17 protein-coding genes are annotated in these 19,114 nt (G+C 60.3%); 8 read left to right on the top strand and 9 right to left on the bottom strand.

Features of this window, described 5'->3' with window-relative positions; genetic code table 11:
• Nucleotides 1-24: 24 nt before the first annotated feature.
• From DDE77_RS18135 to DDE77_RS18125, 3 genes are all read right to left on the bottom strand, one after another.
• Nucleotides 25-867 carry a phosphogluconate dehydrogenase C-terminal domain-containing protein gene (locus DDE77_RS18135; RefSeq protein WP_108398895.1) on the bottom strand — a complete coding sequence of 281 codons (843 nt, stop codon included), beginning with the start codon at nt 865-867 and terminating at the stop codon, nt 25-27.
• Between the two features lie 186 nt (nt 868-1,053).
• Entirely contained in the window at nt 1,054-2,424 is a 1,371-nt protein-coding gene (locus DDE77_RS18130) for a four-carbon acid sugar kinase family protein (protein WP_108398894.1), read from the bottom strand.
• Nucleotides 2,421-3,674, bottom strand: coding sequence for a ribulose-bisphosphate carboxylase large subunit family protein (locus tag DDE77_RS18125; RefSeq protein WP_108398893.1), 1,254 nt, complete (start codon nt 3,672-3,674; stop codon nt 2,421-2,423). Before DDE77_RS18125 ends, DDE77_RS18130 begins: the two co-directional genes overlap by 4 nt.
• A 122-nt stretch (nt 3,675-3,796) precedes the next feature.
• Between DDE77_RS18125 and nanR the strand changes: the two genes are divergently transcribed.
• Together nanR and DDE77_RS18115 are read left to right on the top strand one after the other, a co-directional pair.
• A complete protein-coding gene (nanR, locus tag DDE77_RS18120; protein ID WP_108398892.1) occupies nt 3,797-4,513 on the top strand; it encodes a transcriptional regulator NanR in 717 nt (238 codons plus the stop codon).
• A 48-nt stretch (nt 4,514-4,561) separates the two neighbouring features.
• Nucleotides 4,562-5,413, top strand: coding sequence for a sugar phosphate isomerase/epimerase family protein (locus tag DDE77_RS18115; RefSeq protein WP_108398891.1), 852 nt, complete (start codon nt 4,562-4,564; stop codon nt 5,411-5,413).
• A gap of 937 nt (nt 5,414-6,350) precedes the next feature.
• Here the strand turns inward: DDE77_RS18115 and DDE77_RS18110 are convergent.
• From DDE77_RS18110 to DDE77_RS18095, 4 genes are all read right to left on the bottom strand, one after another.
• On the bottom strand, nt 6,351-7,259 hold the full coding sequence (locus DDE77_RS18110; protein ID WP_108398890.1) for an ABC transporter permease: 909 nt from the start codon (nt 7,257-7,259) through the stop codon (nt 6,351-6,353).
• An 8-nt stretch (nt 7,260-7,267) separates the two neighbouring features.
• A complete protein-coding gene (locus tag DDE77_RS18105) occupies nt 7,268-8,365 on the bottom strand; it encodes an ABC transporter permease (RefSeq protein ID WP_108398889.1) in 1,098 nt (365 codons plus the stop codon).
• On the bottom strand, nt 8,362-9,912 hold the full coding sequence (locus DDE77_RS18100) for an ABC transporter ATP-binding protein (RefSeq protein WP_210204431.1): 1,551 nt from the start codon (nt 9,910-9,912) through the stop codon (nt 8,362-8,364). Before DDE77_RS18100 ends, DDE77_RS18105 begins: the two co-directional genes overlap by 4 nt.
• 61 nt (nt 9,913-9,973) lie before the next feature.
• Nucleotides 9,974-11,107, bottom strand: coding sequence for a BMP family ABC transporter substrate-binding protein (locus DDE77_RS18095; protein WP_108398888.1), 1,134 nt, complete (start codon nt 11,105-11,107; stop codon nt 9,974-9,976).
• 202 nt (nt 11,108-11,309) lie between these two features.
• On the opposite strand from DDE77_RS18095, the gene DDE77_RS18090 reads away from it, so the two are divergent.
• The gene (locus DDE77_RS18090; RefSeq protein ID WP_108398887.1) at nt 11,310-12,239 is read left to right on the top strand and encodes an IclR family transcriptional regulator; all 930 of its coding nucleotides are present in this window, start codon (nt 11,310-11,312) and stop codon (nt 12,237-12,239) included.
• 4 nt (nt 12,240-12,243) lie between these two features.
• On the opposite strand, the gene hydA is transcribed toward DDE77_RS18090, so the two are convergent.
• Complete coding sequence (gene hydA / locus DDE77_RS18085) at nt 12,244-13,629, bottom strand: dihydropyrimidinase (protein WP_245895381.1); 1,386 nt, start codon at nt 13,627-13,629, stop codon at nt 12,244-12,246.
• A gap of 126 nt (nt 13,630-13,755) precedes the next feature.
• Between hydA and DDE77_RS18080 the strand changes: the two genes are divergently transcribed.
• The 3 genes from DDE77_RS18080 to DDE77_RS18070 are packed head-to-tail and all read left to right on the top strand — an operon-like array spanning nt 13,756 to nt 16,017.
• Nucleotides 13,756-14,400 carry an isochorismatase family protein gene (locus tag DDE77_RS18080; protein ID WP_108398886.1) on the top strand — a complete coding sequence of 215 codons (645 nt, stop codon included), beginning with the start codon at nt 13,756-13,758 and terminating at the stop codon, nt 14,398-14,400.
• A complete protein-coding gene (locus DDE77_RS18075; RefSeq protein WP_108398885.1) occupies nt 14,397-14,753 on the top strand; it encodes a RidA family protein in 357 nt (118 codons plus the stop codon). The genes DDE77_RS18080 and DDE77_RS18075 overlap by 4 nt, the downstream gene beginning before the upstream one ends.
• A gap of 34 nt (nt 14,754-14,787) precedes the next feature.
• Nucleotides 14,788-16,017 carry a Zn-dependent hydrolase gene (locus tag DDE77_RS18070; RefSeq protein WP_108398884.1) on the top strand — a complete coding sequence of 410 codons (1,230 nt, stop codon included), beginning with the start codon at nt 14,788-14,790 and terminating at the stop codon, nt 16,015-16,017.
• A gap of 417 nt (nt 16,018-16,434) precedes the next feature.
• Here the strand turns inward: DDE77_RS18070 and DDE77_RS18065 are convergent, their stop codons facing one another.
• Entirely contained in the window at nt 16,435-17,484 is a 1,050-nt protein-coding gene (locus DDE77_RS18065; protein WP_108398883.1) for a LacI family DNA-binding transcriptional regulator, read from the bottom strand.
• 198 nt (nt 17,485-17,682) lie between these two features.
• On the opposite strand from DDE77_RS18065, the gene DDE77_RS18060 reads away from it, so the two are divergent.
• Nucleotides 17,683-18,720 (top strand): Gfo/Idh/MocA family protein, encoded by a 1,038-nt coding sequence (locus DDE77_RS18060; RefSeq protein WP_157959939.1) that lies wholly within the window; start codon nt 17,683-17,685, stop codon nt 18,718-18,720.
• A complete protein-coding gene (locus tag DDE77_RS18055) occupies nt 18,717-19,046 on the top strand; it encodes an L-rhamnose mutarotase (RefSeq protein ID WP_108398881.1) in 330 nt (109 codons plus the stop codon). Before DDE77_RS18060 ends, DDE77_RS18055 begins: the two co-directional genes overlap by 4 nt.
• The last annotated feature ends 68 nt before the right edge of the window (nt 19,047-19,114 follow it).

Genomic DNA, 19,114 nt, shown 5'->3' with positions numbered 1-19,114 from the left:
GCCCGCCCTCCCCCGGCCAGACCGTCAGATCTTCCCGTGCACGATCAGGTCGGATGCCTGGCGAACGACCTTGGGCGAAATGGCTTCCAGCCAATCGTCGCGCAGGATCTTGGACTTGCCGAACTGCAGGAGGCGCAGGGCGGCGTCGGACGGGACCTTGGGCGAATAGCCGAACCACATGGCGATTTCGACATTGAGGTGGCCGATCAGGAAGTCCTTGGCCGCTTCGCGGGCGATGCCATAGCGGCTTTCGCAGGCATCCACCGCTTCGGTTAGCGCATCGACCATGCACATGGCCAGCATTTCGGAAAGGCCAGGCTCGAGGATGGCCAATTGCTCGACGGTGACGCGGTGGACCTTATCGATCGGCGACCACATGGCCTGACAGATTTCGGCGCCAAGCGCGTAATGCTCTTCGGGACCCTGCATCAGCGCGCAGACGATCGACTGGCGGGCAACGCCGCCGTGGTAGTCGTGCCGGGCCGACCACTCGGTCTCGTCGTTAAAGAGCGGCGGATGGCAGGGGTGACCAACGAAATAGGTGAGGTCCGGGCGGTTTCCGGGCAGAGCCTCGGCATAGGGCGCCGCGGCATCGAGGATCAGCAACATGGTGCCGGCCGCCAGTTGCGGCTCGATCTGAGCGACCACCTTGCCAATGATGCTATCGGGCAGCGCCAGGACAACCACGCCAGCACCTTTGAGCGCCGCCTCGGTATCGACGAAGGGGATACCCGCTTCGGCGAGGCGCGCCTGACCTTCGGCGCCAATTTCAATCGCGCGCAGGTCATAGCCCGCATCGAACAGTTTTTTGGTGACGCGGAAGCCCATCTTCCCGCCAGCGCCGAACATTGCGACCGATCTTCCCATCGCGTCCTCCCCACCCGCCCTACTTAAATCTCTTGGGCAACTCTCTCATGTACTCATTATACCGGCTGGGTGTCAACAGCTGTAGTGACAAAGCTAATTTCGTGCGCGTAGGCGTGATTTGATGGTGACTGCCGTTCCTCAGCCCTACGGAAGTTCGCCGCTGCAAGCCTCGCTAGAACTATGTCGTTATACCAGTTCGCGCTCTCCAGCACCGGACCTTATCCAACTGAAATAGTCCTCCGTACCCATCTGTCCGCCCTTAAGGGCCAGTTGCAGACCATCGATCAGAGGATTTTCGGCATGGAGCCGGCAAAGGGCAGCGCCTGGGATGGTAGGGCGGAGGGCGGTCAAGGCAAAGGGATCGAGCTTGCGCAACGCATGGCCAGAAGTGTCGCCACCGGAGATAACGGCCCGTCGCAGTTGGCCTTTCGCGACGAGGCGCAGCAAGATATCGCCAAGCGCCTCTCCGATGGCCTGGTAGAGCACCGTGGGGGATTGGCCAGACGAAGCTTGCCAAGCGCGAAAGCGCGCCACGCTATTGTCATCGGGTCCGCGCGCCGTGCAGATCAGGAGGTCCCGACTGGACGCCAATTGAGCAGCGGCGCGAGCGACCAGGGAGGCGACCGCGTGCGCCGGCTGCTCGATCAGCTCGATCGGATCGGCCGCGATCACCGTAAAGCCATGCGCCTCGGCATGATCGATCTGCGCCGCCGTAGTGGGTGAGACCGACCCAGAGACGACGACAACCGGGCCTGCCGGCCCGATCGAGTCGGTGCGAGGTGGCGGCGGCAACAGCCCCTCCCTACGCCAATGTTCGAGAAGAGCATATTGGAGGCCCTGGGAGGCGATGCAGAGCATGTCGGGGCCCCTGCCCTCCCAGAGACACCGGCCCAAGATGGCAAGATCGTCCATCGACACGGCATCGAGCGTAACGCCCACCTTCCCCTCGGCGCGCCACTGGGCGAGGAGGTCGGGGGCGTCGCCGGCTTGGAGGCGATCGAGCCCCAGGTTGCGCAATCGCATTCTGGTTTGAGCAGCAAGGTGATGGGCGACGTCAGCCTCCAGCATCGGGGTTGCCGGGTGCCGCGCCATCACCGGATGCCGGTCCAGCCGATGCACATCGCCCTGTGCGCTGGCGAAAAGATTGCCGAAGGCCTGATAGCGACCCATCAGCGGCGCGGCCGGAAGAATGGGGAAGAATTGCACCCCGAGCACCTCCTGCGCCACTTCCAAGGCAGTGCCGATGGATCCCAGGTCGGGCGCGGAGTCGAGGGTCGAGCAAATCTTGTACTGCAGCAGCGGCGCGCCTGTTCGGGCGAGACCCTCGAAAAGCTCCGGCAGATGGCGGCGCATCCATTGCGGGGTTTCCGAACGCGCCGTGCCGGCAATGCCGACCCCGCGAAGCCCCGGAAGTCGCGACAGCATCTGTGCGTCGGGTGGGGCGAGAAACACAGCGGCGGGCAAGCCGGCAAAGGTCATCGCCTCCATCGTGGCGGCGGCGCCGGTGAAGTCGTCGCCATACCAGCCAACCAGAAGCCCTTCGGGCAGCTTGCTCATTTGCGGAATGCCGCCACGGCGGTCGCAAGTTCGGGAAAGCGGGCAGACCAGCTTTTTTCTGGAACCTCGGTCATGGCCGCTTCCCAGCCTTGCTTGAGGCTTGCAACGCCAGCTCGCGGCCCGCCCGGATGGCCCATGATGCCCCCGCCGGCGGCGTAGATCAGATCGGGCGTCCGCAACGCCTTCCAGGTATCGCCGATCTGTTCGGCCGACTGTCCCGAGGACAGCACCGGCATGACCGTGCAGGGTTTGTCGGCGGAAAGTGGCGTCGAACATTCGCGGGCCGAGGCGACGACGCTCTCGTCGGCTTCAAAGAACTTGTTGCGAATGCCGTTGCAATGCATGTGATCGGCACCGGCGAGGCGCCAGAATTTTTGCCAAGCGATATAGGACCATCCCAACATGGGTGCGCGCGAAAGATACCCCCAGCCATTGCGATGAGCGTGGATGGGCAGTTGCGCATGGCGGGCGATCGACAAAAAGCCCGAGAGACCCACCGAGGTCAGGCTCGCCATGATGCAAGTGCCGCCGCGCGCCAGCACATGGTCGTGCCGGCGCCGCATCTGGTCCACATCGCCTGAAAGATTAAAGGCGAACATGGGCTTCTTGCCCGTACTGTCGGCATAGTCGTTGAGCACGGCCATTACGGCATCCACCCGCTCCTCGAACGGGCAATAGGCGCCATCGATCTGCAATTCGTCGTCCTTGAGGAAGTCGATCCCAGCCTCAGCCAGCTCCTTTGCAAGCGCCGCCGTTTCAGCTGGCGAGAGGCCGACAGAGGGCTTGATGATAGTTCCGATCAGGGGGCGATCGTCAACGCCCGCCAGGCGCCGCGTTCCCTCAATGCCAAAGCGCGGTCCATCGAAGGCTTGAAGGAAAGCATCCGGCATCCTTATGTCGAGGATGCGCAGGCCGGAAAACTGCCTAAGCTCGAAAAGATTGCCGGCAACAGTGGTCATGAGGCCCGGCAGGTCCGCTCCTATATTGTCCATCGGCCAAGAGACGGTGACCCGCGCGCGCTGCACCGATTGGTCATCCTTGGCCGCCGATCCCGGCAGCGAAGGATGCTGGGCATCTGGCAGCTGTTCCAGCGCCTCGATACGCGCCGCCGAGCGCTCCTTAAGTTCGGCCGTTTCGCCGGGAAGCGACAGGAACGTGCCCGAGGATTGCTCCCCCGCCATCACTTCGGCCGCGCGCCAGAGATCTATCGGTGTCTCGATCAGGTAGTCAGCCTCAATACGGTTCAACATCTTTTGCCTCCATTGATCGACTGATTATACCAGTACCGCGACGTCGACAATGATCCTTGTGTGGACGAAACAGCGGTCCTGCGTTAGTTTGAGCCGACCAAAAGCAGGATGCGTGTGAAGTCTTGGAACCGATTCAGAAGAAGAAACTATACGAGTCGGTGCTGGATCGATTGATTGAGACCATCACCTCCAACGAGTTCCCGCCTGGCTCGCAGATGCCCTCGGAACGCGAGCTGATGGCCAAGTTCGCCGTGGGTCGCCCTTCGATACGGGAGGCGATGCTGACCCTCCAACAAATGGGCCTGATCAAGATTTCACATGGCGAACGGGCCCGTGTGGTCAAGCCCACGATTGACACGATCGTAGATCAGATCACCTCGGCCATGATCATGCTGATGCTAACCAATCCGCGTGGCCTCGACGAGCTGAAATCGGCACGTATCCTGCTCGAAGTTGGCCTTGTAGGCCTCGCTGCGGAGCGGGCCGGGCCCAATGATATTCGCTATCTCGAGGAAGCCCTCAATGACATGCGGGACGCCAATGGCAATCAGGTGGCGTTCGTCGCAGCGGACCTCAAGTTCCACGAGGTCATCGCCGGCATCAGCGGCAACTCGCTGGTTGCGGCTGCCGTTGGGGCCATATTGGGCTGGCTGTCGAAATTCCGTCGCGAGATGGTCGCCGTTAAGGGCGCAGAAAAACTGACTATCCAGGAGCACCAAGTCATTCTGGATGCGATCAAGGACCGCGACGTGGAAGCCGCCGCCGCCGCGATGCGCCAGCACCTCTCTCGCGCCAATGAACTATACACCCTGCTGACATGGCGCGGCGACATCTCGTAGACGGACCTGGTATAACGAGCTAGTGTCCTCCGCCATCTGGAGGATGCTATGGATAATCTCGCCGTCTCTACCGCGCTGTTCGATGGCCATGACATGGCCGTGGCTTTTGAGGAGATCGCGCAGGTCGGCTTGCGCAAGGCAGAGCCCGCCTTCATCGGTGGATATTCCAACTTTACCGAAGCAACGCTGTCCGAGGACAATGGAACCCAGCTTGCGCGGCAAGCGCGTGAAGCTGGGCTGACCATCGCCGCCGTTTCTGCACATATGGATCTGGGCAAGTCGGGCGACGAGCCGCTCGAGCAATTGCAGCGCCGCATCCGTTTCGTTTCCGCCTGCGACAGCTCGGTGCTGATCACTAATGCCGGACAGGCAGAAGATCGTGATCGCATCGAGGCCACTATCGAAGCCGCCCTGCCACTTGCCGAAACACTGGGGGTAATGCTCGCGCTAGAAAATCCCGGCCATGGCATGGGTGCGGCGATCAGTGACATTTCGAGCGGAAAAGATCTGATCGGAAGGCTGGATCATTCCCTGGTCCGGCTCAACTACGATGCCGGCAATGTCTACACCTATTCCGGGGCGACGCTTCAACCCGGACAGGACCTGCGGGGGCGCGATCTTACTGGGATCGGCTATATCCACCTTAAGGACATTGCCGCTGCGGGCGACGACTGGTCTTTCTGCCCATTGGGAGATGGCCTTGTTGACCTTGCAGGCCTTTTCAAGATGATTAGCTCTAAATTTTCGATGTCCCTAGAGTTGCCGCTTCACCTTAACCGCCCCGGGCGCGGTGTGCCTGTCAGAGCCGCGCGGCTTCCGATTGCTCACCTGCGAGAAGCACTAACACGGTCACTATACAACCTTAACTCCATTATTCTGAAGAGTGAGCTAGATGCGTAGGCGGACCAACTTCGCCTCACTACAGCGGGCCTGTTTGATGTTTGGCACAAGGCTCTCAGCGGCGACGCAGTCCGATTGGCCGTTGTGAAAGTACCCTCGCCCAAAGCAGATGAGGTGGATGGCTCCCGCTCCCGACCCCGAGACTATGTAAAAACTCGGCGTAGCGACAGGTTCATAGAACTAAATTCTACCGTCTACTTTCAGGCGCTTGTTTCCACGGGGGCGGATGGCAAGTTAGGCGGCTTTATCTCGCATAATGGCGCTCAAATCCCGCCTTCTCGCATGGCGGTGAGAAAAGTTTTCTCTCAGTAACTTTTTAGGCTGAGTTTTCAAACCGCCTCGGCCCAATCTTGGTCATTGGCCACCTATCCCGTAGGGCAGAGTTAGGGCCGTATGCAGACTGACCGGTCTTAGGCAGTAGCATCTGCAAAGCTGTCGGGTACCTCCGTTCTGCTCCGGCGGATCCGACCCACATAAGGCCTTCCATGTGGTACTGGCGCTGTTGACTTACGCTGATCAGTCCAAGCCTTTTCGCGCGCTGCTCCGTAGCTTCTCGCCGTCAACGCTCTACTAGTAAATTGCACGACCACCTGGCAGATCGAAAACGGACGCAGTGGTTAAGCTGTCTTTTGGCTCACCAGCGAGGAGATCACCCTTGTGGTCTCTTCTACCTCTAGGAAGCGCCTCTTCGGAATGCGGCTTAGCATTTCCTGTGACTTCGGCCTTCAGTTCCTTGAGATGCGCGTTTTCGCCGTGTCGGGTCTGACGGCATTGATGGTGACGTCATAGATGGCGCATTCCTTGCCACCGACGGCATTTGGCCATGCTGAAACGCCGGCTTGCCGGAGGCGTTTGGGTTAGCGACGATCGCGCGCCGCATAGAGCTGCAGTTCGAGGAAGGTAGATAGGTCCTTCCTGGTGCAGATTCCTCAGCATTCTACGCCTTTACATGCCCAGACTGGGCACGAGTGAATGTACGCCACCCCGAGAGGGCGAGAACAACTACAGTCATTACGTATGGGAGGGTCAACAGAAGTTCACTCGGCAGGCCGAAACCTTGCAGTCGATCGGTCAATGCTCCGGCGAAGCCGAAGAACAAGGCTACCAGGAAGACCTGCAACGGGCGGTGGCGGCCGAAGATGACAGCGGCGAAGGCAATGATACCGCGGCCGGCAGTCATGTTGTCGGTGAACATGCCCAGTAGTCCAAGCGCGAGCTGCGCTCCGGCCAGTGAGCAGCAGACGCCGGTAATCGCAATGGCTGAATAGCGAACGAAGCGCACGTTGATGCCGGCCGCCGCCGCCGCTTCCGGCTTTTCTCCCACAGCGCGCAGGGAGAGGCCGTATGGGGTGCGATAAATCACGAAAAGGAACAGCGGCAGCGTGAGCCAGGAGAGATAGGTCAGCAGCGTATGGCCGTTGAGAACCGAGCCGAGCACCGGCACTGCATTGAGCCAAGGCAGGCGGATGATATCGAGCTGTAATGGCGAGAAGACGCCGCCGGTCTGGCTAAGCACCGCAATCATCAGGAATACGGTTCCGCCCTGTGCCAGCAGCATGAAGCCCAGTGCCGAGATAATCTGATCGGCCCCGAGGTCGACTACCACCCAGCCCCAAATCACTGCAAGGGCAGTGCAGCTTAACGCGCCGAGCAGCAGGCCCACCCAGAGATTGCCGGTCAGCACCGTGAACATGACGCTGAAGAAGGAGCCGAACAGCATCAACCCCTCGAGCGTGAAATTGAAGATGCCGGCCTGATGGCTGAAAAGCCCCCCCATGGCGGCTAGGATCAATGGTGTTGCCACGACCAGCGTGGAACTCACGAGCGAAAGGGTAAGAATTTCCATGGCTTGACTCAGCGACGGGTGAGGTGGGCGAAAAGCGCGTTGATCCGGTCGCGCAAGCGATAGGCCGACACAAAGAGGATGATCGAACCTTGGAGAATCCAGATGATGCTTTTTGACACACCCAGCGTTCGCTCGATTTCCATGCTCCCGGCCTTGAGAATGCCCAGGAAAAAGCCAGCTGGAATGCAGCCGGCGATGCTGCCATTGGCAAGCAGCGCAACGAGGAAACCATCAAAGCCGAAGCCGGGATCGAATTGCGAGACGAAGCGCTGGTTGATGCCGATGCTCTCGGCGGCGCCGATCATGCCGGCGACGAAACCGCTGGCGCAGAATGCGAGGACCAGCCGGCGCGCCGTGGGCAGACCGGCATAGAAGGCAAAGCGGGGGTTAGCGCCCGTCATTCGTACTTCGTAGCCAATCTTGGAGCGAGCCATGAGATACCAGGCCAGGAGCGCCACTCCGGCCGACACGAACAGCATGACCGAGACGTTGCCGACCGGAAAAAAGGAGGGCAGCACCGCGTCCGGAGCGACCTTGACCGACATAAGGAAAGCAGCGGATGTCGGATCGCGGAAGAACTGGCGCACGAGGAAATCGGAAATCCCGATCGCCACGTACCAAAGCATCAGCGAGGTTACAATTTCGCTGGCACCGAAATACCGCAGTAGCAGAGCCGGGATGAGAGCCCAGATGGCGCCGGCAAGGCCGCCACCGATGATGGCCACAGCCGGATGAAGGCCGGCGGGCAGCACGACTGCAAAGCCGATGATTGAACCCACCAGCCCGCCGAGGTAAATCTGGCCAGAAAGGCCTGCATTGAACAGCCCAGCTTTGAAACCGATGGTCACGGCGACGCCAGCGAGGATCAGCGGCGTGGCCCAGCGCAGGGTCGAGGATATGCCGAATACACTGCCCAGCGCGCCGCGCAGCAGAGCGGCATAGACGTCGAGCGGATTTACCTGGATGACGAGCAGCAAGGCCGAGGTGAGCAGCAGCCCGGCAAGCGTTGCCAGCAGCGGCATCTGCAAGGTATGCCAGACGCGGAAAAAGCCAGTAGAACCGCGCCTCTGCGCGAGCGCGGCTCCCGTTGTCGATCCCATACTCATAGTGCTGCTCCCTGCGCGTCAGCCACGCACTGCGGCTCCCTGCGAATGCCTGCCATGAGCAGGCCAAGTTGCTCGGTAGTCAGACTGTCCGCATCGGATTCGGCAATCACCGCGCCGCGGTACATCACCAGTATTCGGTCGGACAGCCGCAGAATTTCATCGAGGTCCGAAGAAACCAGCAGCACGCAGGCTCTCTCGCGCCGTGCTAGAAGCTGGCTATAGACGAATTCGGCTGCGCCGATATCAACGCCGCGCGTTGGATGCGCCGCGACGATAATCTGGGGGTCACCTTCCAGTTCGCGCGCGATAATGGCCTTCTGCATATTGCCACCCGACAAGCTGCCCGCATCGGCAGCAATATTGCCGGGACGCACGTCGAATTCGCGCACCAGCCGCTGCGCATGGGCACGCGCGCTCGCCTGATCAATCCAGGGACCGCGCGCTATCGGTTTGACGCCATGAGCGCCGGTAATCAGGTTGTCGAGCAGCGTTGCCGTGGTGGCGAGCCCGGTGGCGATCCGATCCTCGGGAATATGGGCAATGCCGCGCTGTCGCATGAATAATGGACTAGCGCGGCTGGTGACGTCCTCACCCTGCAGGATCACCCGCCCGGCCGCCGGCATATGCATGCCAGTGATAACCTCTATCAATTCGGATTGGCCATTGCCTTCGACCCCCGCAATGCCGACGACCTCGCCACGCCGCAGCGTCAACGACACGTGATCAAGGCCTACGCTGCCGCTTGTGCCGTCCCGACAAACCTCTTCGAGCCGAGCCAGTTCCGCACCGAGCTGGCCAGTCTTCGCTCGCGCCTCCACCGAAATAGACCTGCCAACCATAGCGTTGGCCAGTGCGCTGGAATTGGTTTCGGCCACCGGTACGTTCAGCACAACACTGCCCGCTCGCATCACGGTCACCCGATCGGCAACGGCCATGACTTCCTTGAGCTTGTGGGTAATGAAGATGATGGTTTTGCCCTTCTCGCGCAGTCCGCGGAGATTGTCGATCAGCGCCTGCGTCTCTTGGGGCGTGAGCACTGCTGTGGGCTCGTCGAGAATTAGCACTTCCGGACTGCGGTAGAGCGCCTTGAGGATTTCCACCCGCTGCTGAACACCAACTCGGCACTCGGCAACTCGCCTTTTTGGATCAACGTCGAGACCATAGGTGCGGCTTAATTCCACCACGCGGGCAACGGCCACCTTGCGCCTGAGTACGCCGAAACGGCGCGGAGGATCGGAGATCACAACATTCTCAGCTACATCGAGTGCATCAATCAAAGAAAAATGCTGATGCACCATAGCGATGCCCTTGCTCATCGCGATCTCGGGATTGCGCAGCTCGACATCCTGCCCTCGCAGTAGCACTCGCCCCTCTTCCGGCACATGAAGGCCTGCCAGGGTCTTCATCAACGTCGACTTGCCGGCACCGTTCTCGCCTACTATGGCGTGAATTTCACCTTCATTTATCCTCAGATCGATGGCGTCATTCGCAACGAAGCTGCCGAAGCGCTTGGTTACCCCGATCAATTCGATGATAGGTTGGATCATGCCCAGTTCTCGCACCTCTCCCGCGGAGTGGCCCGGCACCTGGCGCCGGACCACCATGACATCAAAGTTCGGGCGTCTCAGACACCTTAATTTCGCCCGAGAGGATCTGCTCGCGCATATTAGCGATGGTATCGACAATGACCTTTGGCAGCTGTGAGCCCAGCTTGTGATCGGCATCGGCGAAGGGACAGATATCGATCGCACCTTCGACGAGGCCCACCTGATTGTGACCGGGGGTGAAGCTGCTGGTGCGCACCTGGTTCATGACGTCGTAGACCCACTGGTCGAGATGGACCAGGGTAGAGGCAATGCAGGTATCCGGATATTGCGGGCACTGATCGTTGTCCATGCCCAAGGCTAGGTAGCCGCTGCGTCCGGCGGCGCTCAGCACGCCATGTTGGCTCTTGCCGCCGCTGGTTCCGATAATGCCTGCCCCGCGTTCCCGCAGAACGGCCGCTAGTTGCGCCGCCTTGACCGGATCTTCGAAGGGGGCGTTGCCGCCAATAACGTTGAAGATAACCTGACCATTCGCATTGGTGGCCTTGAAGCCTTGCTGATAGCCGGCGAGGTAGCCATGCTGCTCGCCATTCTCCACGGCAAGAACTACGCCGAGCGTGTCGCTCTCCACACCCAGTAACTGCTCAGTAGAGATCATGCCTGCGAGCGCGCCCGCGAGATAGGTGCCTTCCTGACCCTTGTGCCAGACCGACTTCAGATTGGGCGTGCCCTCGGGGACAATGCCCACTAAGTTAGCGAAATATACGTCGGGGAACTGCTTGGCGGCGCGCTCCAGCGGATCGGCCATAGGTGGGAAGAGACCGAGGATGAGATCGGGATTCTCGGCCGCTGATGCCTCCAAAGCTCCCTGATATTCGCCCTGCAGAGCTTCCACCACACGGACGTTGTAGTTGAGTTCGCTGGCGCCGCGGTTGAGTCCGCTGATCATTGCATCGACTGGGCCAAGGTCTCCTGCGCGTTGGATGGTGATCATCACGGCGTTCAGCGTTTCGCCGCTGGCGGCACGGGCGCCTACGACTTCGTTGGCCAGCACACCGCGCGGATGAGAAACGGCGCCGACGAAGGCGTAGGCAGCGGTGGTCGTCATGCCAAATTTTACCGCGTTGGCGAGCAACTGCCTGCGCGAAATCACGCCGCGATTAAATTGCTCTTCGAGATCAAGCCACTTGTCGAACACTGTTATCCCCTTTCACAGAGCCGGACGTCTCGATCCTTGCCGCCCGCGCCATTGTACTGCATACAGAACAACTGTATGCTATATAGGATGGTACATTGGTATTCACCTCCGTCAAGCAGTATTTTAAAACTGCCGCGTTTCAGGGGTGCCCCATGGACAGTCCCCGACAGGACGTCCTAGATCAAACCGGACGGAGACCGGCATGACAAAGCGGCGACAGGCTAAACTCGACCCAACAACTGATACCCCCTCCTCGCGTCCTGACGAGCCAACGTCGAACGCTAAGCTGCTCTACGAGGGCGATCATTGGCTGCTCAGCGCCGGCAATGACTACGTCAATGCCAAGACCGCTCCCGGCATTGTGCCGGCGCTCGAGAACGGGATTGCGATTATTTCCTTCATCAATCGTAAGGCGCCCAGGGCTGCGAACCTCGCCGAAATTTCTAGCACGCTTGGGATATCGCGCAGCCACTGCCATTCTTTGTTGAAGACGCTGACGCATTTCGAATGGCTGAGTTTCGACGAGGAAACCAAGATGTACCGGCTGCAGGCCGGCATTCTCAGTGACGCCTCTTCGCTGCTAAACTCGCCCGCCATCAACGTCATTCGCCAGCAGCTGGCGGCGCTGGTCGAGCGCATCGCCCTGCCGTGCGTACTGTCCGAGCCGCTGTCGGACGATTCCTTCGTGGTGATCGATCGTTTCAACGCCCACCACATCATGGAAGTCTCGTTCCCGGTTGGCCATCGCTTTCCGCGTAATGCCTCCGCACAGATGCGCGCCTACTTGGCGTGGCAGACGCCTGAGCGGATTGACCGTTGGATGCAGGAATGGCAGCCGGTAGCTTATACTGAGAGCTCGTTGACCGACGCACAGCAACTGCGTGCTGAAATCGGCGCCACCCGGCGCCGAGGCCATGCGCGCTCGGTGGGCGAATTCACCGAAGGTCTGATGGCGGTAGCCCTGCCGATTTTCGACAGGACGGGTCGGGTGATCTATCTGTTCAACGTCTCTTCACTTGTGGGCACACTGCTGCCACGGGAGGAAGAAGTGGTTCGGGAAATGCGGCGGACAGTTGGCCAGATCCACCGCGCCATCGCAGCGAATGTGCCGCCAGACTTTCCCGGCGGATGACGGGCTAAAGTCGGCCGCGATCGAAGCGCTTGCGCTTGATGAAGCGACCACGCCCTGCCATACCAACAAAGACGCGATCCTCCACAATCACCTCGCCACGCGACACGACAGTAGTCGGCAGGCCTCGAACCTTCTGACCTTCATAGAGCGAGTAGTCGCCGCCGTGATGCAGCATGGATTGGGTGATAGTCGTTTTCGCCTCTGGATCCCAGATAACCAGATCGGCATCGCTGCCCACCGCAATGGAGCCCTTCTGCGGGTAGAGCCCGAACAGCCTCGCGGGTGTAGTCGATACCAGGTCGACAAAGCGACTAACGCTGAACCGCCCCTGGTTAACGGCCTGGTAGACCATCATCATGCGCTCTTCGATGCCTACCGCGCCGTTGGGGATCTCGGCAAAGTTGTTGCGACCGCGCTGCCGGTGCTCGCCGAACGACCAACTGCCATGATCTGAAGAGACCGCCTGGAGGGTGCCGAACGCCAAAGCGTCCCAGAGCAGAGCCTGATCGTCCACAGTACGGGCAGGTGGTGTGAAGACCCATTTGGCTCCCTCGAAATTTTCCCGCCCAAGGTCGTCTTGCGTGGAATAGAGATAGTGCGTGCAGGTCTCCGCCGAGACGTCGACGCCCCGCAGTCGCCCGGCGATCACCGCATCGAGCGATCCGCGCGTGGTCAGGTGCACAATATAGATCGGCGCACCGGCAAGTTCCGCCAGCACGATCGCCCGGTTGGTAGCTTCGGCCTCTACCAGCGGCGGGCGGCTCAGCGCATGATATATGGGAGCTGTGTTCCCCGCTGCGAGGTTCTGTTCTACCAGGAAATCGGCGGCATCGCCGTTTTCGGCATGAACCATCACCAACGCGCCGGATCTCCTGGCCTGATGCAGGGTGCGCACCACGGTCCGGTCGTCGACCATCTGGGCGCCCTTGTAGGCGAGGAACAGTTTAAAGCTGCTGACGCCTTCGTCCGGCAGCTCGATGAGTTCCGCTTCCACACCAGGCGTGAAATCGACGACGATGATGTGAAAGCCATAGTCGATCACGGCCTTATCGCGAGCCTTGGCGTGCCACACATCAAGCGCCTCGTGCAGGCTCTGCCCTCGTGCCTGCTGGCAGAAGTCGACTATGGTCGTAGTGCCGCCGCAGGCGGCCGCGATGGTGCCCGATAAGAAGTCGTCGGCAGAGCTGTGGCCATTGCCCGGCGCATCAAGGTGGGTATGCACGTCGACCCCGCCGGGAATGACATAATTGCCTTGCGCGTCGATGATGCGTTCGGCGTCGCCCATATCTCCGCCAAGCTGGACAATCCGGCCATCTTTGATGCCGACATCGGCAGGGGAAGCTCCCGCTGCTGTAACCACCACGCCGTTTTCAATCACCAAATCCAGCACAACACTTCCCTTCCTGCACGCGACTTCGTTCCCAAGGGGCGATTATCGCTTCCTTGACAGCAGCGAAAACGACCCTAGTATGTCCTGTATTAGAAAATCAATCCTGTATTCAGAACGGAAACAAGAATGTATGAAGAGGTGAGGGAGCTTTATCTTGGGAGCGGCTTTGGCGGTCGAGTTGGTTTTGGAAAGCGGGCGGCCGTGGTGGTGATCGACATGGCCAAGTCTTGGCTGGACCCATCGTCGCCACAGGGTTCCGCCGACCTCGAACCTGTTCTTGACCACACGATCCAGCTGCTGCAGGTGGCGCGAATGACCGGGCATCCGATCTTCTTCACGACCATGGCTTTTGAGAAGGCCGACGTTCAGGGTCCTTACGGTCGCAAGATGCTACACTTGGGAGCGCGCGGTTCGCTCGATGCCGGCAGCGACATGGTGGCGCTTGATCCCCGGCTGGAGCGCCGCGCAGAAGAGCCGCTGATTGTCAAGCCGCGGGCCTCAGCCTTCTGGGGAACTCCTTTCGACAGCTATCTCGTAGGCCGGTCCATCGACACCCTTATTATCACCGGCTGCAGTACGAGTGGATGTGTACGGGCCACGGCGGAGAGCGCCCATAACCTGAACCTGAACGTAGTCGTAGTGCGGGAGGCGGTGGGTGACCGCTCGCCCATCGCTCATAACGTAAATCTCACCGACATCGACCTGCGCTATGCCGACGTAGTGGGCATTGATGAGGTCTCCAACTACCTAGAGGCGAACCCAATCCAATGAGCAGTACCATCAAGCGACACAATGAAAACCAGCGAATGAGCCTTGCAGTCGAAGCGGGACCCTTCGTTTTCCTTGCGGGCCTCACCGCCGTCAAGATGCGCGGCGCTACTGTCCAGGAACAAACACGCGAGATACTTCAACGGATCGACGAGCATCTCGCCTTAGCCGGCACCGACAAAGCCCGGCTCGTCTCCGCCCAGGTCTGGCTAACCGACATTTCCACCTTCGACGCATTCAACACGATCTGGGACGAATGGGTACCGACCAGCGGTAAGCCCGTGCGCGCCTGTGTCGAGGCCGCGCTCGCCGATCCGGACCTCACGGTTGAAATCATGGTCACCGCCTATCGGTGACCAGCCCATCTGCTTCTCCTTCCCAGAGTTCCACATGCCCAAGATCAATGCCGACCGCCTTCTTTCCACACTGCGGCAGTTTGCCGAGTTCGGGCGGTACAAGACCGGGGTGCATCGTCCCACCTATGGCGAGGACGACATGGCCAGCAGGCACTGGCTGATCCAGCAGTATAAGATGCTCGGCCTTGACGCACATATCGATGGCGTCGGCAATGTCTTCGGTTACCCCCGCACATCGAGACGCTCGCTCCTCATCGGCTCACATGCCGAGTCGCAGAACCATGCCGGCTGGCTGGATGGCGCTATGGGAGTGATTTATGGTCTCGAAGTGGCGCGGACTTTCGCCGAGACCAATGATTGTCAGGACTTACCCATCGCCCCGGTGGCCTGGGCGGATGAAGAAAGCCACTTCATTGCCCTGCTCGGCAGTCGCTCTTATGTCGGTGACCTCGATGATGCGGAGCTCGACGCTGCGATCAATGCCTATACCGGCCAGCCATTACGCGAGGCCCTCAGGAAGGCTGGCCTTTCCGGAACTCCGCGTACCTTCGCCGACCCTACCCGCCATGTCGGCTATGTCGAAGCACACATCGAACAGGGCGACTATCTGGAGTCTATTGGCAAGCGCATAGGCGTCGTCACCAGCATCGTAGCGATCTGGCAATACCGTGTCGTTATTTCTGGCATCCAGAACCATGCTGGCACCACCCGCATGGCCATAAGGCGCGATGCGGGGCTCGCCGCAGCGCGGCTCGCCGTGCTGATCGATGACCGATTTCCGGAGATCTGCGGCGAGCGGTCGGTCTGGACTACCGGCCGGATGACGCTTGAGCCGGGAGCGCCAAGCATTATTCCGGGCCGGGCCGAGGTGCTTTTCCAGATTCGCGATGAGGACGAAGCCGTGCTTCAGCGCATGCATGACCGACTGGAGCAACTGGTAGAGGAGACTAGAATGGCAAGCGGATGCGAGATTTCGCTGGAACGCATTGCCAAGGGGCAGCCGGGCCGCATGGATGCGGCCTTCCAAAGCGCAATCGAACGGGCGGCCCAGCAGCATTGCCCTGGAGGCCATGTGAAAATGCCTAGCGGCGCGAGTCACGACGCCCAGCTCGTGGCCAGGAAAATGCGCGCAGGTATGCTGTTCGTCCCTAGCATCGGCGGTATCAGCCATCACTGGACAGAAAACACCGAAGACGACGACTTGGTCCTAGGCTGTCAGGTTCTCGCTGATGCGGCTGAAGATATTCTACGAAATGACCTCTAAGCACGTCGGCAGAGTGTTTATTTCTTGCACACCCCTTACGCTTATACATCGCATCCTATTTGACGGGGCAGGCAAAAACGTGGCAGTTCGTACTGCAGCTAAATGGCGCCTCCCCCAATAAGCTAGATTGCGAAACAAAAAGATTATCTTCCCACAAAGTGTCGGGGACCGGATAGACATTCACTGATCTTGACGCAGGAACATCAGCCGGGTCGAGGCTGAGCATACTCCTATGGGTTATGCTACGGCAGGTTTCGGGCATGAACCGCAAAGGCCTCAGTGACCAAGATGGGGGCGCGCAGCCGACAGCTGACGAAGCTGCGGGCAGCCGCTGCCCGCATAGCTTCTAGCCAGAGGCATTCTGGCGCGTTCTATGCGGCGGAGGCAGAGTCTACAGGGCTCGCGTACCGAGAGTTATCAGGCACTGTCGCGACCTAGAATCTCAAATCCTAGCCGGATCGAGCGCTGCTTGCACTGCTTGCCCTGCAGTCGCCACAGCATTAACTTGCCCGCCTCGATACCGTTTTCCCGCACCGGAAATCGCACCGTAGTCAGTGATGGTGTTATCCACTTGGCAATCGGGGAATCGCCAAAACCCGCAATGGCGAGGCGCTGCGGCACGGCAATCCCCACATCCACCGAATAGCGGATCGCGCCCACTGCCACCTGGTGACCGGCAAAGACCACCGCATCAATCTCCGGCACATCACGCAGGATGGTGCCGACCACTTCACCTCCGGTGCCAGTGCCGGGGTCGCTCGAAATCTCGTAGTGCCGCGGCGGCGCCAGCCCCGCCGCTTCGCAAACCTTGATCAGCCCCTGCAAGCGCGCGATCATGCGGCTGTCGTCCAGCCCGGTATGGCCGACATAAGCGAATTGGCGACGTCCGCGCGCGATCAGGTATTGACCGAGCGAGGCACCAGCATCGAAATTGGAAGAGCCTACAGCCATGTCAGATGGTTCGGGATTGTAGTCGAACATCTCGACCATCGGGGTGCGGGAGCGAGCCAGCAAGTCGAGGCATTCCTCCAAGTGGTCGCGTCCGGTCAGCAAGATGCCGTCGACACGATGCCCCAGAAAAGTGCGTACCAGCTCGAACTCGCTTTGCTTGGAAAAATGCGAATTGCCCAACAAGACCTGGTAGCCCGCCGGCTCCAGGATATCGGCCGCGCCCTGTAACACCATGCCGTGAATGGGGTTGGCAATAGTGGGCACGACAACGCCGATGACCATGGAGCGGGCCGAAGCTAAGCTAGATGCCAGCCGGTTAGGGATATAGCCCATGCGGTTGGCAATCTTGAGTACGTGCTCACGAGTTTTTTCAGAAACCCGGGCTGGATTGTTGATGCAGCGTGAGACCGTTATGGTCGATACGCCAGCCGCTTCGGCCACTTCCTGCAGCCGGACCGTGGAGAGTTCAACTTCAGCATGAGCTGCTTCGGCATCGCTTGACGGGTGATCGACCATGATGGTAACTCTAGGTTGTGGACAGCGCTATCCAACCGCTGGCCTGCAGCCTTTTACCCGAGGGCGGCTGCTTGAGCAACCGCTGCATTAGTCCTTTCGCGAATCAAAGAACACAGCAGCTTTCAGATTGGCGCGCTAATGGACAGCGCTAACACAAGGGAGGAGTGAGAGATTAGCGACCAATGTCTACGTGCCTCTGTGATCGGCGCTGGCTGGTATGCCGCGCACAACCATATTCCCGCACTTGCCAGGCGCGCCGAGGTCGAGCTGGACGGAGTGTGCAGGCTTGGAGCGAGCGAGCTCGAGCGCGTACGCGCCCATTTCGGCTTCCGCTTCGGATCTGAAGCTGCCGGTCCGGTGCTCGCCCGCAAACCCGACATTGTGGTTGTCGCATCGCCCCATGACCTACACTTTGAGCACGCCCGGGCAGCGCTCGAAGGAGGCGCCCATGTGCTGTGCGAAAAGCCGATGACCCTTGATCCGGACCAAGCTTGGGAACTGGTGCGCATCGCCCGCGCTCGTGATCGGCACCTCCTCCTGGCCAACGGCTACAACTATCTCGATCAAATCGACGGCCTGCGGCAGCGCGTAGCCGATGGCGCGATCGGCCGTATCGAACACGTCATGACGAGCTTCATCTCCGCCACGCGGGATGTGTTTGCCGGTGACCAGGGCCTCCAAAGCTGGCAGACCTCGTTTTTCCAGCCGGACCGGTCCACCTGGCAGGACCCTTCGCGCGGCGGTGGCTTTGCCTTTGGACAGTTGTCCCATTCCCTGGCCTTGCTGTTTTTCCTAACAGGGCTCCATCCGGTGTCCGTTTCGGCCAACAGCCTCCTGCACGAGGGGGTCGACCTAGCCGATTCGGCCACCCTCCGTCTCAGCAACGGCGCCGTTGTTGCGATCTCGGGCGCCGCCGCCATGCCCCAGGGCAATCGCGGCCTCATGCGCTTTTTCCTGACCGGCTCCGAAGGTATCATGGTGGCCGAGCTTGACCGGGATTTCTGCGAAATCCGCCGCCATGACGGACGCAACGAGGTGGTGGCTATCGCTCCGGGTGCCTGGGTCTACAACTGCAAGGGGCCGGTGGACGCTCTGGTCGACCTCGCCTTGGGGCACGGGCAGAACCTGTCGCCAGGAGAAATCGGGGCCCGAACCACCGCCACAATTGCAGCGATGCTCGCATCCAGCCAGGCGAACGGCGCGGCCGTTCAGATCGCATCGGGCGGCACTAAATGACTAATTGGGCAGGCCTGCACAGCGAGGTGTTCATCCTCACCATCCGCCCCGGGCGGATTGCCGAGTATCGCCGGCGCCATAACGAGATCTGGCCCGAGATGCTGGCGGCTCTCAGGGCCTCCGGCATCGTCCACTACGACATCTTCCTGCATGAACCAAGCAGGCAGGTCTTTGGCCATATTTTGCGACGGCATGTGCCGGACCCCGCGGCGCCGACTGATCCAGTGATCCTGCGGTGGCGAGAGTTCATGGCCGATGTCCTCGACATGGATGGGGACAGGCCAAAGCGCGAACCGATCGAACAAGTCTTTCATCTGACGGCCTGAGGCCAACGGACCAAAGGTCAGACTGCAAACGCAAAGGGCAAACCCGATGCACCAACTGGGAGGAAACT

Origin of the sequence: Devosia submarina, assembly GCF_003056345.1 — a bacterium.
Taxonomy (GTDB): Bacteria; Pseudomonadota; Alphaproteobacteria; order Rhizobiales; family Devosiaceae; genus Devosia; species Devosia submarina.
This window is presented reverse-complemented; position numbering and strand designations above follow the sequence as displayed.